Source organism: Streptomyces sp. NPDC057099 (assembly GCF_042671245.1).
Classification (GTDB): Bacteria; Actinomycetota; Actinomycetes; order Streptomycetales; family Streptomycetaceae; genus Streptomyces; species Streptomyces purpurascens.
Genome location: NZ_JBHUTX010000026.1, coordinates 13,892 through 30,791, shown reverse-complemented (window position 1 = coordinate 30,791; position 16,900 = coordinate 13,892). Strand labels below are relative to the sequence as shown.

General features: G+C 69.9%; 16 protein-coding genes. 9 read left to right on the top strand and 7 right to left on the bottom strand.

Annotation, left to right across the window (positions count from 1 at the left end; translation table 11 throughout):
* Positions 1–89 precede the first annotated feature (89 nt).
* The 7 genes from ACFT4A_RS27005 to pstB all read left to right on the top strand — a co-directional run bounded on the left by ACFT4A_RS27005 (position 90) and on the right by pstB (position 8,324).
* Positions 90–2,459, top strand: a complete 2,370-nt coding sequence (locus ACFT4A_RS27005; protein WP_382834580.1) for an RNA degradosome polyphosphate kinase — start codon at positions 90–92, stop codon at positions 2,457–2,459.
* On the top strand, positions 2,440–3,516 hold the full coding sequence (locus ACFT4A_RS27000; RefSeq protein WP_382834577.1) for a CHAD domain-containing protein: 1,077 nt from the start codon (positions 2,440–2,442) through the stop codon (positions 3,514–3,516). Before ACFT4A_RS27005 ends, ACFT4A_RS27000 begins: the two co-directional genes overlap by 20 nt.
* Positions 3,513–4,010, top strand: a complete 498-nt coding sequence (locus tag ACFT4A_RS26995; protein WP_382834574.1) for an NUDIX hydrolase — start codon at positions 3,513–3,515, stop codon at positions 4,008–4,010. Before ACFT4A_RS27000 ends, ACFT4A_RS26995 begins: the two co-directional genes overlap by 4 nt.
* Positions 4,011–4,186: 176 nt before the next feature.
* Entirely contained in the window at positions 4,187–5,311 is a 1,125-nt protein-coding gene (gene pstS / locus ACFT4A_RS26990; RefSeq protein ID WP_382834571.1) for a phosphate ABC transporter substrate-binding protein PstS, read from the top strand.
* Positions 5,312–5,444: 133 nt separating this feature from the next.
* Complete coding sequence (gene pstC / locus ACFT4A_RS26985; RefSeq protein WP_382834568.1) at positions 5,445–6,446, top strand: phosphate ABC transporter permease subunit PstC; 1,002 nt, start codon at positions 5,445–5,447, stop codon at positions 6,444–6,446.
* A complete protein-coding gene (gene pstA, locus ACFT4A_RS26980; protein WP_382834566.1) occupies positions 6,443–7,504 on the top strand; it encodes a phosphate ABC transporter permease PstA in 1,062 nt (353 codons plus the stop codon). Before pstC ends, pstA begins: the two co-directional genes overlap by 4 nt.
* A gap of 43 nt (positions 7,505–7,547) precedes the next feature.
* A complete protein-coding gene (gene pstB / locus ACFT4A_RS26975; protein ID WP_189729568.1) occupies positions 7,548–8,324 on the top strand; it encodes a phosphate ABC transporter ATP-binding protein PstB in 777 nt (258 codons plus the stop codon).
* 121 nt (positions 8,325–8,445) lie between these two features.
* Here pstB and ACFT4A_RS26970 read toward each other — a convergent pair whose 3' ends face one another.
* Positions 8,446–9,444 carry an inorganic phosphate transporter gene (locus ACFT4A_RS26970; RefSeq protein WP_193479609.1) on the bottom strand — a complete coding sequence of 333 codons (999 nt, stop codon included), beginning with the start codon at positions 9,442–9,444 and terminating at the stop codon, positions 8,446–8,448.
* A gap of 7 nt (positions 9,445–9,451) precedes the next feature.
* Complete coding sequence (locus ACFT4A_RS26965) at positions 9,452–10,072, bottom strand: DUF47 domain-containing protein (protein ID WP_062927701.1); 621 nt, start codon at positions 10,070–10,072, stop codon at positions 9,452–9,454.
* A 204-nt stretch (positions 10,073–10,276) separates the two neighbouring features.
* Here ACFT4A_RS26965 and ACFT4A_RS26960 point away from each other — a divergent pair, with 204 nt between their 5' ends.
* Entirely contained in the window at positions 10,277–10,609 is a 333-nt protein-coding gene (locus ACFT4A_RS26960; RefSeq protein WP_376393397.1) for a metal-sensitive transcriptional regulator, read from the top strand.
* A 66-nt stretch (positions 10,610–10,675) separates the two neighbouring features.
* Here ACFT4A_RS26960 and ACFT4A_RS26955 read toward each other — a convergent pair whose 3' ends face one another.
* Together ACFT4A_RS26955 and ACFT4A_RS26950 are read right to left on the bottom strand one after the other, a co-directional pair.
* Positions 10,676–10,858 carry a hypothetical protein gene (locus ACFT4A_RS26955; protein WP_382834561.1) on the bottom strand — a complete coding sequence of 61 codons (183 nt, stop codon included), beginning with the start codon at positions 10,856–10,858 and terminating at the stop codon, positions 10,676–10,678.
* Positions 10,859–10,943: 85 nt separating this feature from the next.
* On the bottom strand, positions 10,944–11,795 hold the full coding sequence (locus ACFT4A_RS26950) for a hypothetical protein (RefSeq protein WP_382834558.1): 852 nt from the start codon (positions 11,793–11,795) through the stop codon (positions 10,944–10,946).
* A 360-nt stretch (positions 11,796–12,155) separates the two neighbouring features.
* Between ACFT4A_RS26950 and ACFT4A_RS26945 the strand changes: the two genes are divergently transcribed.
* Entirely contained in the window at positions 12,156–13,709 is a 1,554-nt protein-coding gene (locus tag ACFT4A_RS26945) for an FAD-binding oxidoreductase (protein WP_382834555.1), read from the top strand.
* Between the two features lie 108 nt (positions 13,710–13,817).
* Here ACFT4A_RS26945 and ACFT4A_RS26940 read toward each other — a convergent pair whose 3' ends face one another.
* The 3 genes from ACFT4A_RS26940 to ACFT4A_RS26930 form a co-directional block, all read right to left on the bottom strand.
* On the bottom strand, positions 13,818–14,522 hold the full coding sequence (locus ACFT4A_RS26940; protein ID WP_382834552.1) for a phosphatase PAP2 family protein: 705 nt from the start codon (positions 14,520–14,522) through the stop codon (positions 13,818–13,820).
* 222 nt (positions 14,523–14,744) lie between these two features.
* Positions 14,745–15,752, bottom strand: a complete 1,008-nt coding sequence (locus ACFT4A_RS26935; RefSeq protein ID WP_382834549.1) for an NlpC/P60 family protein — start codon at positions 15,750–15,752, stop codon at positions 14,745–14,747.
* Positions 15,753–15,939: 187 nt separating this feature from the next.
* Positions 15,940–16,863 carry an oxidoreductase gene (locus ACFT4A_RS26930; protein ID WP_382834546.1) on the bottom strand — a complete coding sequence of 308 codons (924 nt, stop codon included), beginning with the start codon at positions 16,861–16,863 and terminating at the stop codon, positions 15,940–15,942.
* Positions 16,864–16,900: the final 37 nt, after the last annotated feature.

Sequence of the window (16,900 nt, the reverse complement as noted above, 5' to 3'; positions counted from 1 at the left end):
ACCCCAGAACCCCCGCGAGCCGCCCCCCGCTATCCCGCACGTCATGTCTCCGTAACCATCGATTCAGACGAGCTTGCGACGCTCGGGCAATGAATCCCGCCGTGCCAGAGCCTTCGCCACCCCGAGAGGGGCCTGCGGGGAACGGGAACACTCATGTGACGCCCCCGATCCCGCCCGCGCTGTCCGACGCGCCCGTGATGCTCGCGGCGCGGAAGAATGGGTCCATGAGCCAGCCGAACACCCAGGCACAGGTCCAGCACGCGCAGCCCTCCGTGGGCTCCATCGCGGCCCACCGCCCGCACACCATCGCGGCGGCCGTCTCCGACCTCGAACCCGATATCGACGCCGATCTCGACGCGTACGAGGAGTCGCAGGCCGACGGCGCCCCCGCGCTGCCGCAGGGCCGGTTCCTCGACCGGGAACGCAGCTGGCTCGCGTTCAACGAACGCGTTCTCGAACTCGCGGAGGACCCGAACACCCCCCTGCTGGAGCGGGCCAACTTCCTCGCGATCTTCGCCAGCAACCTGGACGAGTTCTTCATGGTCCGGGTGGCCGGTCTGAAGCGCCGTATCGCCACCGGCGTGGCCACCCTCTCCGCCTCCGGCCTCCAGCCCCGCGAGGTGCTGGAGATGATCTGGGCCCGCTCCCGCGAGCTCATGGCCCGGCACGCCGCCTGCTACCACGAGGACGTCGCCCCCGCCCTCGCGGAGGAGGGCATCCACCTGGTCCGCTGGAACGAGCTGCAGGAGAAGGAGCAGGCCCGCCTGTTCACCCTGTTCCGGCACCAGATCTTCCCCGTGCTGACCCCGCTGGCGGTCGACCCGGCGCACCCCTTCCCGTACATCTCCGGCCTGTCCCTGAACCTGGCCGTCGTCGTACGGAACCCGGTCACGGGCCACAAGCACTTCGCCCGTGTGAAGGTGCCGCCGCTGCTGTCGAGGTTCCTGGAGAGCTCCCCGGGCCGCTACGTCCCCATCGAGGACGTCATCGCCGCCCACCTGGAGGAGCTGTTCCCGGGCATGGAGGTCCTGGAGCACCACGCCTTCCGCCTGACCAGGAACGAGGACCTGGAGGTCGAGGAGGACGACGCGGAGAACCTGCTCCAGGCCCTGGAGAAGGAGCTCATGCGGCGCCGCTTCGGGCCCCCGGTGCGCCTGGAGGTCGAGGAGTCCATCGACCGCGAGGTCCTGGACCTGCTGGTGCGCGAGCTGAAGATCAGCGAGGCCGAGGTGTACCCGCTGCCGGGTCCCCTGGACCTCACGGGCCTCTTCCGGATCGCCTCCCTGGAACGCCCGGATCTGAAGTACCGCAAGTTCGTCGCCGGCACCCACCGCGATCTCGCCGAGGTCGAGTCGGCGTCCGCGCCGGACATCTTCGCCGCGCTGCGGGAGCGGGACGTCCTGCTGCACCACCCGTACGACTCGTTCTCCACCTCCGTCCAGGCCTTCCTGGAGCAGGCGGCCGGCGACCCGGACGTCCTCGCGATCAAGCAGACCCTGTACCGGACCTCGGGCGACTCCCCCATAGTCGACGCCCTCATCGAGGCCGCCGAGTCCGGCAAGCAGGTCCTGGTCCTGGTCGAGATCAAGGCCCGTTTCGACGAGCACGCCAACATCAAGTGGGCGCGCAAGCTGGAGGAGTCCGGCTGCCACGTGGTCTACGGCCTGGTCGGTCTGAAGACCCACTGCAAGCTGTCGCTGGTGGTCCGCCAGGAGGGCGACACGCTCCGCCGCTACAGCCACGTCGGCACCGGCAACTACCACCCGAAGACGGCCCGCCTCTACGAGGACCTCGGTCTGCTCACGGCCGACCCCCAGGTCGGCGCGGACCTCTCGGACCTCTTCAACCGTCTCTCCGGCTACTCCCGCCGCGAGACCTACCGCCGTCTCCTGGTCGCCCCCAAGTCGCTGCGCGACGGCCTGGTCGCGCGGATCGCCAAGGAGATACAGCACCACCGCGCGGGCCGGCCCGCGCACGTCCGTATCAAGGTCAACTCGATGGTCGACGAGGCCGTCATCGACGCCTGCTACCGCGCGGCCCAGGCGGGCGTGCCGGTGGACGTGTGGGTGCGCGGCATCTGCGCGCTGCGCCCGGGCGTGGCCGGCCTGTCGGAGAACATCCGGGTCCGCTCGATCCTCGGCCGCTTCCTGGAGCACTCCCGGGTGTTCGGCTTCGGCAACGGCGGCGAGCCCGAGGTGTGGATCGGCAGCGCCGACATGATGCACCGCAACCTCGACCGCCGGATAGAGGCCCTGGTCAGGGTCACCGACCCGGCGCACCGGGCAGCCCTGAACCGGCTGCTGGAGACCGGCATGTCCGACGGCACCGCCTCCTGGCATCTCGGCCCGGACGGCGACTGGACGCGACATGCGACCGACGCGGACGGCCAGCCTCTGCGCAACGTCCAGGAGATGCTCATAGACGCGCGGAGGCGCCGGCGTGGCACAGCGACACCTTGACCCGACGAACCCCCTGACCGGGCCCGCCCCCACCGGGGACGCCCTCGCGGGCTACCTGCGGGCCCAGGCCACGGAGTTCCTCCGAGCACTGCGCCTGCACCGTGAGACGGGGTCGGGCGCGGGCGCCTCGGAGGGGTCCGCCGACGCGGCGCGCGCCCTGCGCCGCTCGGCCCGCCGTATCAGCGCCAGCCTGCACACGTTCCAGTCCCTGCTGGACACGGACTGGTGCGAGGGCATGCGCCCGGAACTGGCCTGGGTCTCGGGAACCCTGGCCATGGAACACGCGTACACCTCCCGCCTGGAACGCCTGCTGAGCGCGCTGCACCGCCTCTCGGGCTCCACGACGCTCCCGGGGCAGGCGTCGGCCGCGGCGGCACCCGCCCAGGCCGGTGCCCCGATCCCCCCGGCCGCGGCACCGGAGCGCGGCAACCTCACCGTCGGCGCGGCCAAGGCGGGCGCCCTGCTCGACCGCCAGCTCAACCTGGCCCGCACCCGAGCCCACTCCACGGCCCTGCAGGCCCTGGGAAGCAGCCGCTTCCACGCCATCGCGGACAAGGTCGCGGTCCTGGCCAGCGAGGTCCCCCTCATCAAGGCCGCCGTCACCACCGACCTCCGCCCCCTCGCCTCGGCGGCCGAGGGCCGCCTCACGGACGCCGTGGCCGCCCTCCCCCTCGTCACCGCGGGAAATCCGTACAACGCCTCGGCCCTCGTCCACGGCCTGTCCCCGGACACCGTCCCGCACCCGCAGGACGCCCCCTGGCACCAGGTCCGGCTGCTGCTGCGCCTGCACCGCTACGCCCGCGAGGCCCTGCGCGGCGAGCCCAACGGCAACGCCGTCGTCGATCTGCGTCTGCTCTCGGCCGGCCAGGCCCTGAACCGCCACCGCGACGCCTCGGAGGCGGCGGCAGCGGCGGCCCAGGCGGCCCGTACCCCGCGCATCGCCCCCGCGACGGCGTACGCCCTCGGCGTGCTCCATGCCGACCAGCGCCACGAGGTCGAGGCGGCGCGTTTCGCGTTCCAGCAGTGCTGGCAGAAGGAAACCGTCGGCACGTCATGACCGGGCCACGGCACCGAGGAGGCGGTCAGGTGGGCTCCCCCGACGACACGACCGTTCAGGCGGCGGGCTGCGTCCTGTGGCGCCGTTCCCCCGTCACGGGCGAGCTGGAGGTCTGCCTCGTCCACCGGCCGAAATACGATGACTGGTCCTGGCCGAAGGGGAAGCTCAAACGCGGTGAGGAGGCACTCGCCGGGGCCCTGCGCGAGGTGGCCGAGGAGACGGGCTGCCGGGCCGTGCCGGGGACCGAGCTGCCCACCCAGCACTACCTCGCGAACGGCCGCCCCAAGCAGGTCCGCTACTGGGCGGCCGAGGCGATGACCTGTGAGTTCTCCCCGTCGGACGAGGTGGACCGGGTCCTGTGGCTGACACCCGCCGCCGCCCGGGCCCGTCTGACGCAGCCCCACGACCGCCCCTTGGTCGACGCGCTGCTCGCGTTACCCGCTCCGGAAAGCGGAACCCGCACGTGCTCTCCCCGTAAGCGTTCCGTGACCTAACCACACCTTCGGCAGGGGTTCACCCCTCGTTCATTTATGGCCATAGGCGGCTTCACCTGATCTGCCTAATTTCAGCCTTACCCGACGCGAACCGCGCCTGCCGCGTGTCAGCGTCGCGCGTCATCCGGACTCCGCACGCCGCCGAATCAGGACGGCGGCTCCTGGAAGGAACTCAAGTGAAGCTTCAGCGCATGAACCGGCGGGCCCTCGCTCTCGGTGCTCTCGCCGTCTCCGGCGCCCTGGCCCTCACGGCGTGCGGCTCCGACGACACGGGCACCAGCAGCGGCGGCTCGTCCGCGGCCGCCAAGCCGGGCAGCATCAAGTGCGACGACGCCACGGGCCAGCTGCTGGCCGACGGCTCGTCCGCGCAGAAGAACGCGATCGACGCCTGGGTCAAGCAGTTCACGGCCGCCTGCCAGGGCACGCAGATCAACTACAAGGGCGGCGGCTCCGGCGCCGGTGTCACCGCGTTCACGCAGGGCCAGGTCGCCTTCGCCGGCTCCGACTCCGCGCTGAAGCCCGACGAGGTCACGGCCTCCAAGAAGGTCTGCACCGGCGGCCAGGGCATCGACCTGCCGATGGTCGGCGGCCCGATCGCGGTCGGTTACAACGTCAACGGCGTGGACAACCTCGTCCTGGACGCCGCGACCCTGGCGAAGATCTTCAACAACGAGATCACCAACTGGAACGACCCGCAGATCAAGAAGCTGAACCCCGACGCGAAGCTTCCGGACCTCAAGATCCAGGCGTTCCACCGCTCGGACGACTCCGGCACCACGGACAACTTCACCAAGTACCTGATCGACACCGCCAAGAAGGACTGGCCGTACGACGGCGGCAAGACCTGGCAGGCCAAGGGCGGCCAGTCCGCCTCCGGCTCCTCCGGTGTCGCCCAGCAGGTGAAGCAGACCAACGGCGCCATCGGCTACTTCGAGCTGTCGTACGCCAAGGACGGCCTGAAGACGGTCGACCTCGACACGGGCGCCGCCCAGCCGGTCAAGGCCACCGTCGAGAACGCCACCAAGGCCATCTCCGAGGCCAAGGTCGTCGGCACGGGCAAGGACCTCGCGCTGGAGCTGAACTACGGCACCAAGGCCGAGGGCGCCTACCCGATGGTCCTCGTCACCTACGAGATCGTCTGCGACAAGGGCAACAAGGCCGAGACGCTGCCCGCCACCAAGGCGTTCCTGCGCTACATCTCCTCCGAGGAGGGCCAGAAGATCCTCGCCGAGGCCGACTACGCGCCGATCCCCGCCGACATCATCTCCCAGGTCCGCACCACCGTCGAAGGCCTGAGCTGACCCGCGTGCGGCCCGGTCCCCTCCCCGGGACCGGGCCGCACCGTCCGGTGCACCGCCGCCAGTGGCCGTACCCCGTGTACGGCTCCGCAGAGTCATCGCACACCGCGTACGGCTCCGCAGACCGGAGAACCTGATGGACACATCCACACAGATAACCGACGCACCTCCCCCCGCTCCGCAGCCGTCCACCGACAAGCGCGCGGCGCGCGGGGCCACCCGGCCCGGAGACCGGATCTTCCTCGGTCTCTCCCGCGGCTCGGGCATCCTGCTGCTGGTGATCATGGCCGCGATCGCGGTCTTCCTCACCTACCGCGCCTCCCTCGCGATCAGCAAGGACCAGGGCAACTTCCTCACCACGTTCGAGTGGGACACCAACCTCGTCCCGCCGAACTTCGGCATCGCCGTCCTGGCCTTCGGCACGGTGGTCTCCTCGATCATCGCCATGGTCATCGCGGTCCCGATCGCCGTCGCCATCGCGCTGTTCCTCACGCACTACGCCCCCCGCCGGCTCAGGGGCCCGATCGCCTACGTGATCGACCTGCTCGCCGCCGTGCCGTCCATCGTCTACGGCCTCTGGGGCGCACTGGTCCTCGTACCGAACATGACCGGCCTCTTCAGCTGGCTGAACGACTACCTCGGCTGGACCGGCATCTTCTCCTGGCAGGGCGGCGCCCCCCGCTCCATGCTGACCGTCGGCATCCTGCTCGCGATCATGATCCTGCCGATCATCACCAACGTGAGCCGCGAGGTCTTCCGCCAGGTCCCGCAGATGCACGAGGAGGCGGCCCTGGCGCTCGGCGCCACCCGCTGGGAAGTGATCCGCATGGCGGTCCTGCCCTTCGGCCGCTCCGGTGTCATCTCCGCCTCGATGCTCGGCCTCGGCCGCGCCCTCGGCGAGACCATGGCCGTCGCCACCGTGCTCTCCCCGACCTTCCTGATCGAGACCAGCCTGCTCGACCCGGGCGGCGGCACGTTCGCGCAGAACATCGCCAGCAAGTTCGGTGAGGCCACCGAGTTCGGCCGGGACGCGCTGATCGCCTCCGGTCTGGTCCTGTTCGTCATCACCCTGCTGGTCAACGGCGCGGCCCGCGCGATCATCGCCCGCCGCAAGGAGTACTCGGGGGCCAACGCATGAGCACCGCAACCATCGCCCCCAAGGGCCCCAGCACCCTGCGCGGCGCCCGCCTGCCCAAGTGGGCCCCGTACGGCATCGCCGCCGGCTCCGTCGCCGTCGCGATCGGCATCGGCCTCGCCGGCGGACTGCACAGCCGGGTCCAGTGGGGCCTGATCGCCGCGCTCCTCTACCTCTTCGGCACGTACGGCATCGCCACGGCCGTCGAGGGCAAGCGCCAGGCCAAGGACCGCATCGCGACCTCCTTCGTCTGGGTCGCCTTCCTGCTCGCCGTCATACCGCTGGCCTCGCTGATCTGGTCGACCGTCGCGCGCGGTGTGAAGGTCCTCGACCTCTACTTCCTGACGCACTCCATGGGCGTCGTCGCCGACACCGAGCCCGGCGGCGGTATCTACCACGCCATCCTCGGCACCCTGGAGCAGGTCGGTCTCGCCACGGTGATCGCCGCGCCGATCGGCGTGCTCACCGCGGTCTACCTCGTGGAGTACGGCCGGGGGAACCTCTCCAAGGCCATCACGTTCTTCGTCGACGTCATGACCGGCATCCCGTCGATCGTCGCGGGTCTGTTCATCCTCAGCCTCATGCTGATGTTCGACATGCAGCCCTTCGGCTTCGCCGGCTCGCTGGCCCTGGCCATCCTGATGATGCCGGTCGTCGTCCGCTCCACGGAGGAGATGCTCAAGCTCGTCCCGAACGAGCTGCGCGAGGCCTCCCTGGCGCTCGGCGTCCCGAAGTGGCGCACCATCCTGAAGGTGGTCCTGCCGACCTCCATCGGCGGCATCACCACGGGCATCATGCTGTCGATCGCCCGCATCACCGGCGAGACCGCACCGGTCCTGCTGCTGGTGTGGGGCAACGCGTTCATCAACGCCAACCCCTTCGAGGGTGCGCAGGCCTCGCTGCCGCTGTACATCTATCAGCAGTACGCGAACAGCGCGGGCTCCGGCGCGGCCTACGACCGTGCCTGGGCGGCGTCCCTCACCCTCATCGCCTTCGTGATGCTCCTGAACCTGGTGGCCCGCGGGATCGCCCGCTGGAAGGCCCCGAAGACCGGTCGCTGACGCGGCCATACAGCGACTGTCTGAGTCTGGAAGTGACGTACTAATGGCCAAGCGAATCGACGTAAGCGGACTCACCGCCTACTACGGCTCCCACAAGGCGATCGAGGACATCTCGATGACCGTCGAGCCGCGCTCGGTGACGGCGTTCATCGGCCCGTCCGGCTGCGGCAAGTCGACGTTCCTGCGCACGCTGAACCGCATGCACGAGGTGACGTCCGGCGGCCGGGTCGAGGGCAAGGTCCTGCTGGACGACGAGGACCTCTACGGTTCGGGCATCGACCCGGTGTCCGTGCGCCGCGAGGTCGGCATGGTGTTCCAGCGGCCGAACCCGTTCCCCACGATGTCGATCTTCGACAACGTGGCGGCGGGGCTGCGCCTTAACGGCAGCTACAAGAAGAGCGAGCTCTCCGACATCGTCGAGCGGTCCCTCAAGGGCGCGAACCTCTGGAACGAGGTCAAGGACCGCCTGAACAAGCCCGGCTCGGGCCTCTCCGGCGGCCAGCAGCAGCGCCTGTGCATCGCGCGGGCCATCGCGGTCGAGCCGAACGTCCTCCTCATGGACGAGCCCTGCTCGGCGCTCGACCCGATCTCCACCCTCGCCATCGAGGACCTGATCGGCGAGCTGAAGGAGCGCTACACGATCGTCATCGTGACGCACAACATGCAGCAGGCGGCGCGCGTCTCCGACCGCACGGCGTTCTTCAACCTCGCGGCGGTCGGCCAGCCCGGCAAGCTCATCGAGATCGACGAGACGGAGCGCATCTTCTCCAACCCGTCGGTCCAGGCCACGGAGGACTACATCTCCGGCCGCTTCGGCTGATCCCGCCGAGACTCCTCGCGGTGCTGCATGGCGGTGCCACCGCGAGGCCGAAAAGGGCCCGCCCCTACTCCCAGGGGCGGGCCTTTTCGCGTACTCGCTCAGCTGTCTGCGGGAGCGCCTGCTACAGGAACGCCAGACTCACGATCCCGTACGACGCCGCGGCGACCAGCGCGGCCGCCGGCATCGTGATGAACCAGCCGAGAATGATGTTCTTGGCGACGCCCCACCGCACGGCGTTCACGCGCTTCGTCGCGCCCACGCCCATGATCGCGGAGGTGATGACGTGCGTCGTGGAGATCGGCGCCTTGAAGAGGAACGCCGTGGTGAACATGATCGACGCGCCCGTGGTCTCCGCAGCGAAGCCCTGCGGCGGGTCCAGCTCGATGATCTTCCGTCCCAGCGTGCGCATGATCCGCCAGCCACCGGCGTACGTGCCGAGCGACAGCATCACCGCACAGGCGATCTTCACCCACACCGGAATGGGATCGCCGTAGTCCTCGACATCCGCGATGACGAGCGCCATCACCACGATGCCCATCGTCTTCTGCGCGTCCTGCAGACCGTGACCCAGCGCCATACCGGCCGCCGAGACGGTCTGGGCTATGCGGAAACCCCTCTTGGCCTTGTGCGGGTTGGCCTTGCGGAAGATCCACATGATCGCGGTCATCACCAGATAGCCGGCCAGCAGACCGACCACGGGGGAGATGAACATCGGGATGACGACCTTCTCCAGCACCCCGCTCCAGTAGACCGTCGTCCCGCCGGCCAGCGCCGCGCCCACCATGCCGCCGAACAGCGCGTGCGAGGAGGAAGAGGGCAGCCCGAAGTACCAGGTGATGAGGTTCCAGACGATCGCGCCCACCAGCGCGGCGAAGAGGATCCCCATCCCCTTCGACCCGACGGGCGTCTGGATCAGCCCCTCACTGACGGTCTTGGCGACCCCGGAGCCCATGAACGCGCCGGCGAGGTTCATCACCGCGGCCATGGCCAGCGCGGCGCGCGGCGTCAGTGCCCGCGTGGACACGGACGTGGCGATCGCGTTCGCCGAATCGTGGAAGCCGTTGGTGTACGTGAAGAAGAGCGCGACCGCGATGGTCACGACCAGAGCGAAGGTGTCCATGTAGGGCTCAGGACTCCTTGACGGCGATGGTCTCCACCGTGTTAGCCACGTGCTCGAACGCGTCCGCCGCCTCTTCCAGCACGTCCACGATCTGCTTGAGCTTGAGGACGTCCATGGCGTCGTACTTGCCGTTGAAGAGGTGCGCGAGCAGCTTGCGGTGGATCTGGTCGGCCTGGTTCTCCAGCCGGTTGACCTCGATCCAGTACTCGGTGAGGTTCTCCATCGTCCGCAGATGCGGCATGGCTTCGGCCGTCAGTTCGGCAGCGCGCGCCAGTACCTCGATCTGCTGGTCCACGCCCTTGGGCAGTTCCTCGACGTTGTAGAGGACGACCAGGTCGACGGCCTCCTCCATGAAGTCCATGATGTCGTCGAGGGACGAGGCGAGGGAGTAGATGTCCTCGCGGTCGAACGGCGTGATGAACGAGGAGTTCAGCTGGTGGAAGATCGCGTGCGTGGCATCGTCACCTGCGTGTTCCGCTGCCCGCATACGCTCTGCGATCTCGGCCCGGGCGGATGCGTCCGCCCCGAGCAGTTCCATCAGGAGCTTGGAGCCCGTGACGATGTTGTCCGCGGAAGCGGCGAACATGTCGTAGAAGCTCGTCTCCCTGGGGGTCAGACGAAAGCGCACGTGGGGTCCTCGGGGTGCTTCGGTTTCGGTCAGGCCGATGCTAGGCGCATCATCCGGCCACGGCTATCGGGCCGCCCCCCAGTGTCGCCCATCGGGCACAGTGGTGAGCACGGGGGCGGTCCGAGGGGCCGTATACCCAGCAAAGTTCGGTACCATATACCCACTAGGGGTATATGTCGGCCCGCTGCTCACCAGGAGGACCCGATGACGGACGTGACCGACGCCACCGATGTCGGAAATGTCACTGACGCCGGTGTTCACGGGTACCACAAGCAGAAGGACGAGCACCTCAAGCGTCTGCGCCGCATCGAGGGTCAGATCCGCGGACTGCAGCGCATGGTCGACGAGGACGTCTACTGCATCGACATACTCACGCAGGTCTCCGCCTCCACCAAGGCCCTGCAGTCCTTCGCCCTGCAGCTGCTGGAGGAGCACCTGCGCCACTGCGTCGCCGACGCGGCCCTCAAGGGCGGTGACGAGATCGACGCGAAGGTCAAGGAGGCGACCCAGGCGATCGCCCGCATGATGCGGACCTGAGCCGGTTGCTGCGAACCTGAGGCGGTTGCCGCGGACCTGCTCCGGTCGCTGCGGATCCTGAGCCGCCTACCTCCTGGAAGCCGAGGCGTCCCGCTCCTCGGCCACCTTCAGCACCTCGTCGATGCTCTCCAGGCTGAGCCGCTCCTCGTGCGCGGCCGAGGCCGCGATGATCAGCTCCCCGCACAGCTCGATCTCGGCGAGGGCCACGTGGTCCTGAACTGCCGTACCGCCGACCGGAGCCACGTGCATCACCTCGTCTCTGCCGTTACCGACTTCCTAGAGTAGGGAGCGGCCTACACACCGCGCATGGCACGGACGGGCTAGTTCACGCCGGTCAGTTCTCGGCGATCTTGCCCGCGTAGATGTCGTCGCCGTCCGGCAACCGTACGCGCACCGAAGCCCCGAAATCGTAGAGCAGCGTGGTCGAGGCGACGGTGACGGGGCTCTGCTGCTGCCCGCCCACGAAGCTGAACCGGTGCCTGACCTTGCGGATGCGGCCCTCGTCGTCGAGGTAGGCGTCGAACGGCACCTCGGCCGTGGCGAACCCTTTCGCCGCCGCGGCCAGGGCACCCTTGTTGCCGCCGGAGGCCCGCTGCGCGGCGGCGGCGAGATCCGCCGTCCCCCGGTAGTGCCGCACCCCGGTGCCCGCGACCTCGGTCCTGCCCACGTACCTCGCCGTCCGCGTCCCGCGCAGCACCTCGGCCGCCGCGAACGGATCGGTGGCCCCGCCGGTGACGAGGTTCCCGTCGGACAGGGTCCGGGTGTCCACCCGCACCCACTTGTCGGGCGGCACACCGGCGCCCCGGTTCTTCATGAACAGCGCCCCGGGCGCGAGCAGTTCGGTGATGGGCCGATGCTCCGTGGCTCCCGCGGGATCCTGCGGCAGCAGCACCTTCAGCCGCCCCATCCGCTTCCGGTAGTCGTAGACCCCGGCGCCCCGGATGGTCACCCGGGTCCCGCCGGCCGCCATCTCCATCGATGTACGGGCCTTCGAACTCCCCGCCTCCACCAGCCGGTCGGCGGCCCGGTGCAGCACGACGACCGCGTCCCCGCCGCGGGAGTCCCCGGCGGCCGCGTCGCCGCCCGCACACCCGCCGGCCCCCAGCCCCACCCCGGCCACGATCACGGCCGCGACGACCGCCGCGCCCGTCCGCCTGTGCCACCGTTCCCGCTGCCGCCCAGTCATCGCCTGCCTACCCCCAGCCGGTACGTCCGTCACGGGCCCCCTCGTTGTTCCGGATAACGACGGGTATGTGCCCCCCGTCACGCGAGCCCGCGACCGCCGCCATGCGAACCCTTTACCCGGGGTGGGTAACGTGGTCCCCGTGGCGCAGCAGGACGGGCCGGAACACCTCACGAGCACAACGGAGAAGGGTCGCTTCTGCATGGCCCACTGCACCTGCGGCTGGCGCGGCCCGGCCAGAAGAGCGAGAAGCCAGGCGCGCACGGACGCGGAGAAGCACGCGGCGGGCTGACAAGGCCGAACACCATGGAACCCCCACCCCCCACGGCCCCGTCTCCCACGACGGAACCACCGGGAGGCCCCATGGAACGGCGTACATTCCTCGCAGCCGGCACGGCAGGCATGGCCGCAGCCGCAACCCCTTTCACCACCGCCTGCACGAAGTCGGACACGGGCTCCGGGGCCAGAGCCACCGCCAGGACCGCGGCCACCACCAAGTCGAACGTCACCGCCGCCAACTGGTCCGCCCTCGCCCGCGACCTCGACGGCCCTCTCGTCCGCCCGGGCGACACCGCCTGGACCACGGCCCGGCAGCTCTACAACACCCGCTTCGACACGCTCAAGCCCGCCGCGGTCGCGTACGTGGACCACCCGGACGACATACGCACGGCCCTGGCCTACGCCCGCGCCCACTCCTTGCGCGTGGCGATCCGCAACGGCGGCCACTCCTACGCCGGCTGGTCCTCCGGCGACGGACGCCTGATCGTCGACGTCTCGAAACTCAACCGCGTACGGGCCTCGGGCAGCACCGCCGTGGTCGGCGCCGGCGCCAAACTCATCGACGTCTACCGCGCCCTGGCCGCGAAGGGCGTCACCATCCCCGCCGGCTCCTGCCCCACGGTCGGCGTCTCCGGCCTCACCCTCGGCGGCGGACACGGCGTGGTCTCCCGCGCGTACGGTCTGACCTGCGACAGCCTCACCCAGGCCACGCTGATCACCGCGGACGGCAAGCAGCTCACCGCCAACGCCCGCGAGAACAAGGACCTCTTCTGGGCCCTGCGCGGCGCCGGCAACGGCAACTTCGGCGTCGTGACGGAACTGCACTTCAAGACCCACCCGGCACCGCAGGGCGTCTCGGCGTACCTGTCCTGGCCCTCGACGAAGGCCGCCGCGGTGGTGAAGGCCTGGCAGGAGTGGGGCCCGTCACAGCCCGACGAGATCTGGTCGTCCCTCCACCTGGCGAGCGCCGCCGGCGGCAGGCCGACCGTCTCCGTCGCGGCCTTCTCCCTCGGCACCTACGGCGAGCTCAAGAACGCCGTCGACCGCCTCGCCGACCGCGTCGGCGCCCCGGCGAGCAGCGTCTCCCTGAAGCGGCGCTCCTACGAGGAGTCGATGGAGGTGTACGCCGGCTGCTCCTCGTTCCCGACGGACGCGCAGTGCCATCTGCCCGGCTCGATCCCGGGCCGTTCCCCGAAGGGCGCGCTGGGCCGCGAGACGTACGCCGCGGCGTCGGACTTCTTCGACCGCTCCCTCTCCGCGGCCGGCATCCGCACGCTGCTGGCCCAGATCGGCTCGGTACGCGGCGGCACGGGCAGCATCGCCCTCACGGCCCTCGGCGGAGCGGTCAACCGCGTCTCCCCCACCTCCACGGCCTTCGTCCACCGCCGCTCCCGCATGCTGGCCCAGTACATCGCCGCCTGGCGCCCGGGCACGACGGGCACCACGGCCCGCGACTGGCTGGCCTCCGCCCACAAGTCCATGCGCCCCCACGCCTCGGGCGCGGCCTACCAGAACTACACGGACCCGACCCTGACGAACTGGCGCGAGGCGTATTACGGGGACGCGGCCAGCCGCCTGAAGAAGGTGAAGAACGAGTACGACCCGACCCGCTTCTTCACGTACCCACAAGCACTCTGACCTGGCTGCGGGCATGCGTGCCGCCAGGGGCGGCGCCCGTCCCAAAGAGAGCGGCACCCCGCTCCGCCGGGCTGCGCACCCACCCGCCCCCAGCAGGAACGCCGGTCACTACGCAGCGAGGTCCCGCTCAGACGCCGACTCCCGCCGAGCCCCGGGAATCACCGCACCCTCCCCGTCACCGGCCCCACGCCCACGAGCCCGCACCAGCCACCCCACCCGAGGCGACCGCTCAACCGCCCGCACCACCGGCGTCAACAACGCCATGGCCACCGGCGACAACAGCAACGCCACAGCCGTCCCCAGCGCGAACCCGCCCACGACATCCGTCGGATAGTGCACACCCATGTAGACCCGGATGAACCCGCCGAACACCGCCAGTACCAACGCGACGAGCCCGAACTTCCGATGGGCGACGAACAGCCCCACCGCCATCGCCATGACGATCGTCGCGTGGTCGCTCACGAACGAGTAGTCGGTCTTGCCGCTGACAAGAACCTCGAGCCCCTGATGGTCGAGGAACGGCCGCGGCCGCTCCACGAACCCTCGTATCGGGACGTTCACCAGCACGGCGATCCCCGCCGCCAGCGGCGCCCAGACCAGCGCCGCGACGGAGGACGCCGCGTCCTCGTCCCCCCGGCGCCGCACGGTCCACCAGCACCAGACCACGAGCAGGACGATGGCGAGCAGAAGCCCGTATTCGCCCACGTACTCCATGACCCGGTCGAACCACCCTGGCGCGTCCTTGGCCAGGCCATTGATGTCGTAGAGCAGGTCGACGTCAGGGTTCGACCCGGATTCGGCGAGTCCAGCCATGGTGCTGCGGGCCCCTTCGTCGTCTCTCCCGGCGCACCTGTGCGTACGCCGCTCCTGCCACCCCCGTGGTTGTAGATCCGCTTCCGTACTGACGTCCGCTCGGCTACGTCATCAGGAACGCACGGTCCCCGTTGATACGTTCCACACTCCACCGAATGATCACGCAGACGTTATCGAAGAGAGATACGTCTTCGCAGCTCAGGGGGTGGGTTCACGCTCGGCTCACACCGTCGTGGGCAGTGCTTTCGCGCCATCTTCGGTGACTCGGGTGGCTCCGAAGTAGTCGGGGGTGTCGATCGGGTCGAACCGGATCACAGCACCCGTACGCGGCGCGTCGATCATGTACCCGCCTCCGACATAAATACCGACATGCCGGATGGCCCGTGAATTGGTGGGGTCGTCCGAGAAGAACACGAGGTCGCCGGGGAGCAGTTCGTCCCGGCTCGGGTGCGGTCCCGCGTTGTACTGGTCGTTGGCGACGCGCGGGAGCTTGATGCCCACGGTCTCGTAGGCGGCCTGGGTCAGCCCCGAGCAGTCGAAGCGTCCGCCCTGCTCAGCGGTACCGGTGCCGCCCCACAGATAGGGCGTGCCGAGCTTCTTCTGCGCGTACTCGATCGCGCCGGCGGCCTGCTCGGAGGGGTCGACCCGCCCGACGGGCGCCGCGAAGCTCTCCGAGAGCGTCGTGATCGTCTTCACGTAGTTCCGGGTCTCGCTGTACGGCGGCACGCCCCCGTACTTGATCACCGCGTACGCCCCGGCGTTGTAAGCGGCCAGCATGTTTTCGGTCAGATTCCCGCCGACCTTCTTCACGTACGAGGCGAGTTCGCAGTCGTACGACGCGGCGGAGGGAATCGCGTCCTTGGGGTCCCAGACGTCCCGGTCCCCGTCCTTGTCCCCGTCGATGCCGTGCGAGGCCCAGGTGCCGGGGATGAACTGCGCTATCCCCTGCGCGGCGGCGTGGCTCTGGGCCCTCGGGTTGAACCCGCTCTCCTGGTAGAGCTGGGCGGCGAGCAGGGCCGGGCTGATGGCGGGGCAGAGGTTGCCCCACTTCTGCACCAGGGCCGAGTACGCGGCGGGCACCGACCCCTTGGCCAGCGCCTTCGCCCCACCGCCCACGCCGTTGGCGAGGTTCCCGGCGACGATGTACACCCCGACGACCAGCAGCATCACGAAGGCCAGGGCGGAGCTGATCGCAACACTCGCCACGATCCATGCCTTACGCACCGTCAACCGCCCCTCACCGCACGCGAGTCCGTCGCCTGGTCAGTGTAGAGGGGGCCGCCGCGCTCAGGAATGATCACGAAGAGGAGAGTCGGGGGCGGAAAGAAGAACCGGCCACGGCACGGGCGGCACGGCGGAGGCACGGCCGGCGGAACCGGCGCACGGGGTCGCCACAGGGGCGGGTGACTCGCTCCCCTTACGCCGGTTCACCCACGGCCAGGGGGAACACCGTGCCCGTCAGCTCCTCCGACACCCGCCACAGCCGGCGGGCCGTCACCGGGTCGCTGGCCGCGCGGGAGCGGCCCACCAGGGTCGGGGCGCCGCGCATCTCGCCCAGGCCGTCGGGTCCGACGTAGCTCGCGCCGGGCAGGTCCTGGGTGGCGGCGTACAGGGTGGGGAGGGCGCCCGCCCGGTCGTCCTGCGCGAAGAACCTGTTGCCGAGGCGCATGAAGGCGCGCGCCGTCGGGTTGGCCGCGTGGCTCTGGAGGTTGGTGGCCGCGTAGCCGGGGTGGGCGGCCAGGGCGCGGACGGTGGAGCCCGACTCCGCCAGCCGGCGCTGGAGTTCCAGGGTGAACAGGAGGTTCGCCAGCTTGGACCGGGCGTAGGCGCGCTGCGGGGTGTAGTTCGCCGTCAGGTCCAGGTCGTCGAAGCCGATCCGCGCGCCGCCCCAGCGGTGGGCGCCCGAGGAGACCGTGACGACGCGGTCGGTGATGTGCGGGAGCAGCAGGTTGGTCAGGGCGAAGTGACCGAGATGGTTCGTGCCGAACTGCATCTCGAAGCCGTCCTTGGTGAGCTGCCTGGGGAGCATCATCACGCCGGCGTTGTTGATCAGCGCGTGCAGCGGCTCCCGCCAGCCCTCGGCGAACTCCCGCACGGAGGAGAGGTCCGCCAGGTCCAGGCGTCGCACCTCGGTGCTGCCGCGCACGGTGGCCGCCGCGGCCCGACCCCGCTCCGGATCCCGTACGGCGAGGACGACGTGCGCCCCCGCCCGGGCCAGCGCGTCGGTCGCGGTGAGACCGATGCCGCTGTTGGCTCCGGTGACGACGAATGTCCGGCCGGTGAGGTCGGGCAGGCGGCGCGCGTTCCCTGTCTCGTTGCTCTTCGTCTTCTGGTCAGCCATACCCTCGAATGTAGACGCCGCCAACAATGCTGTCAAC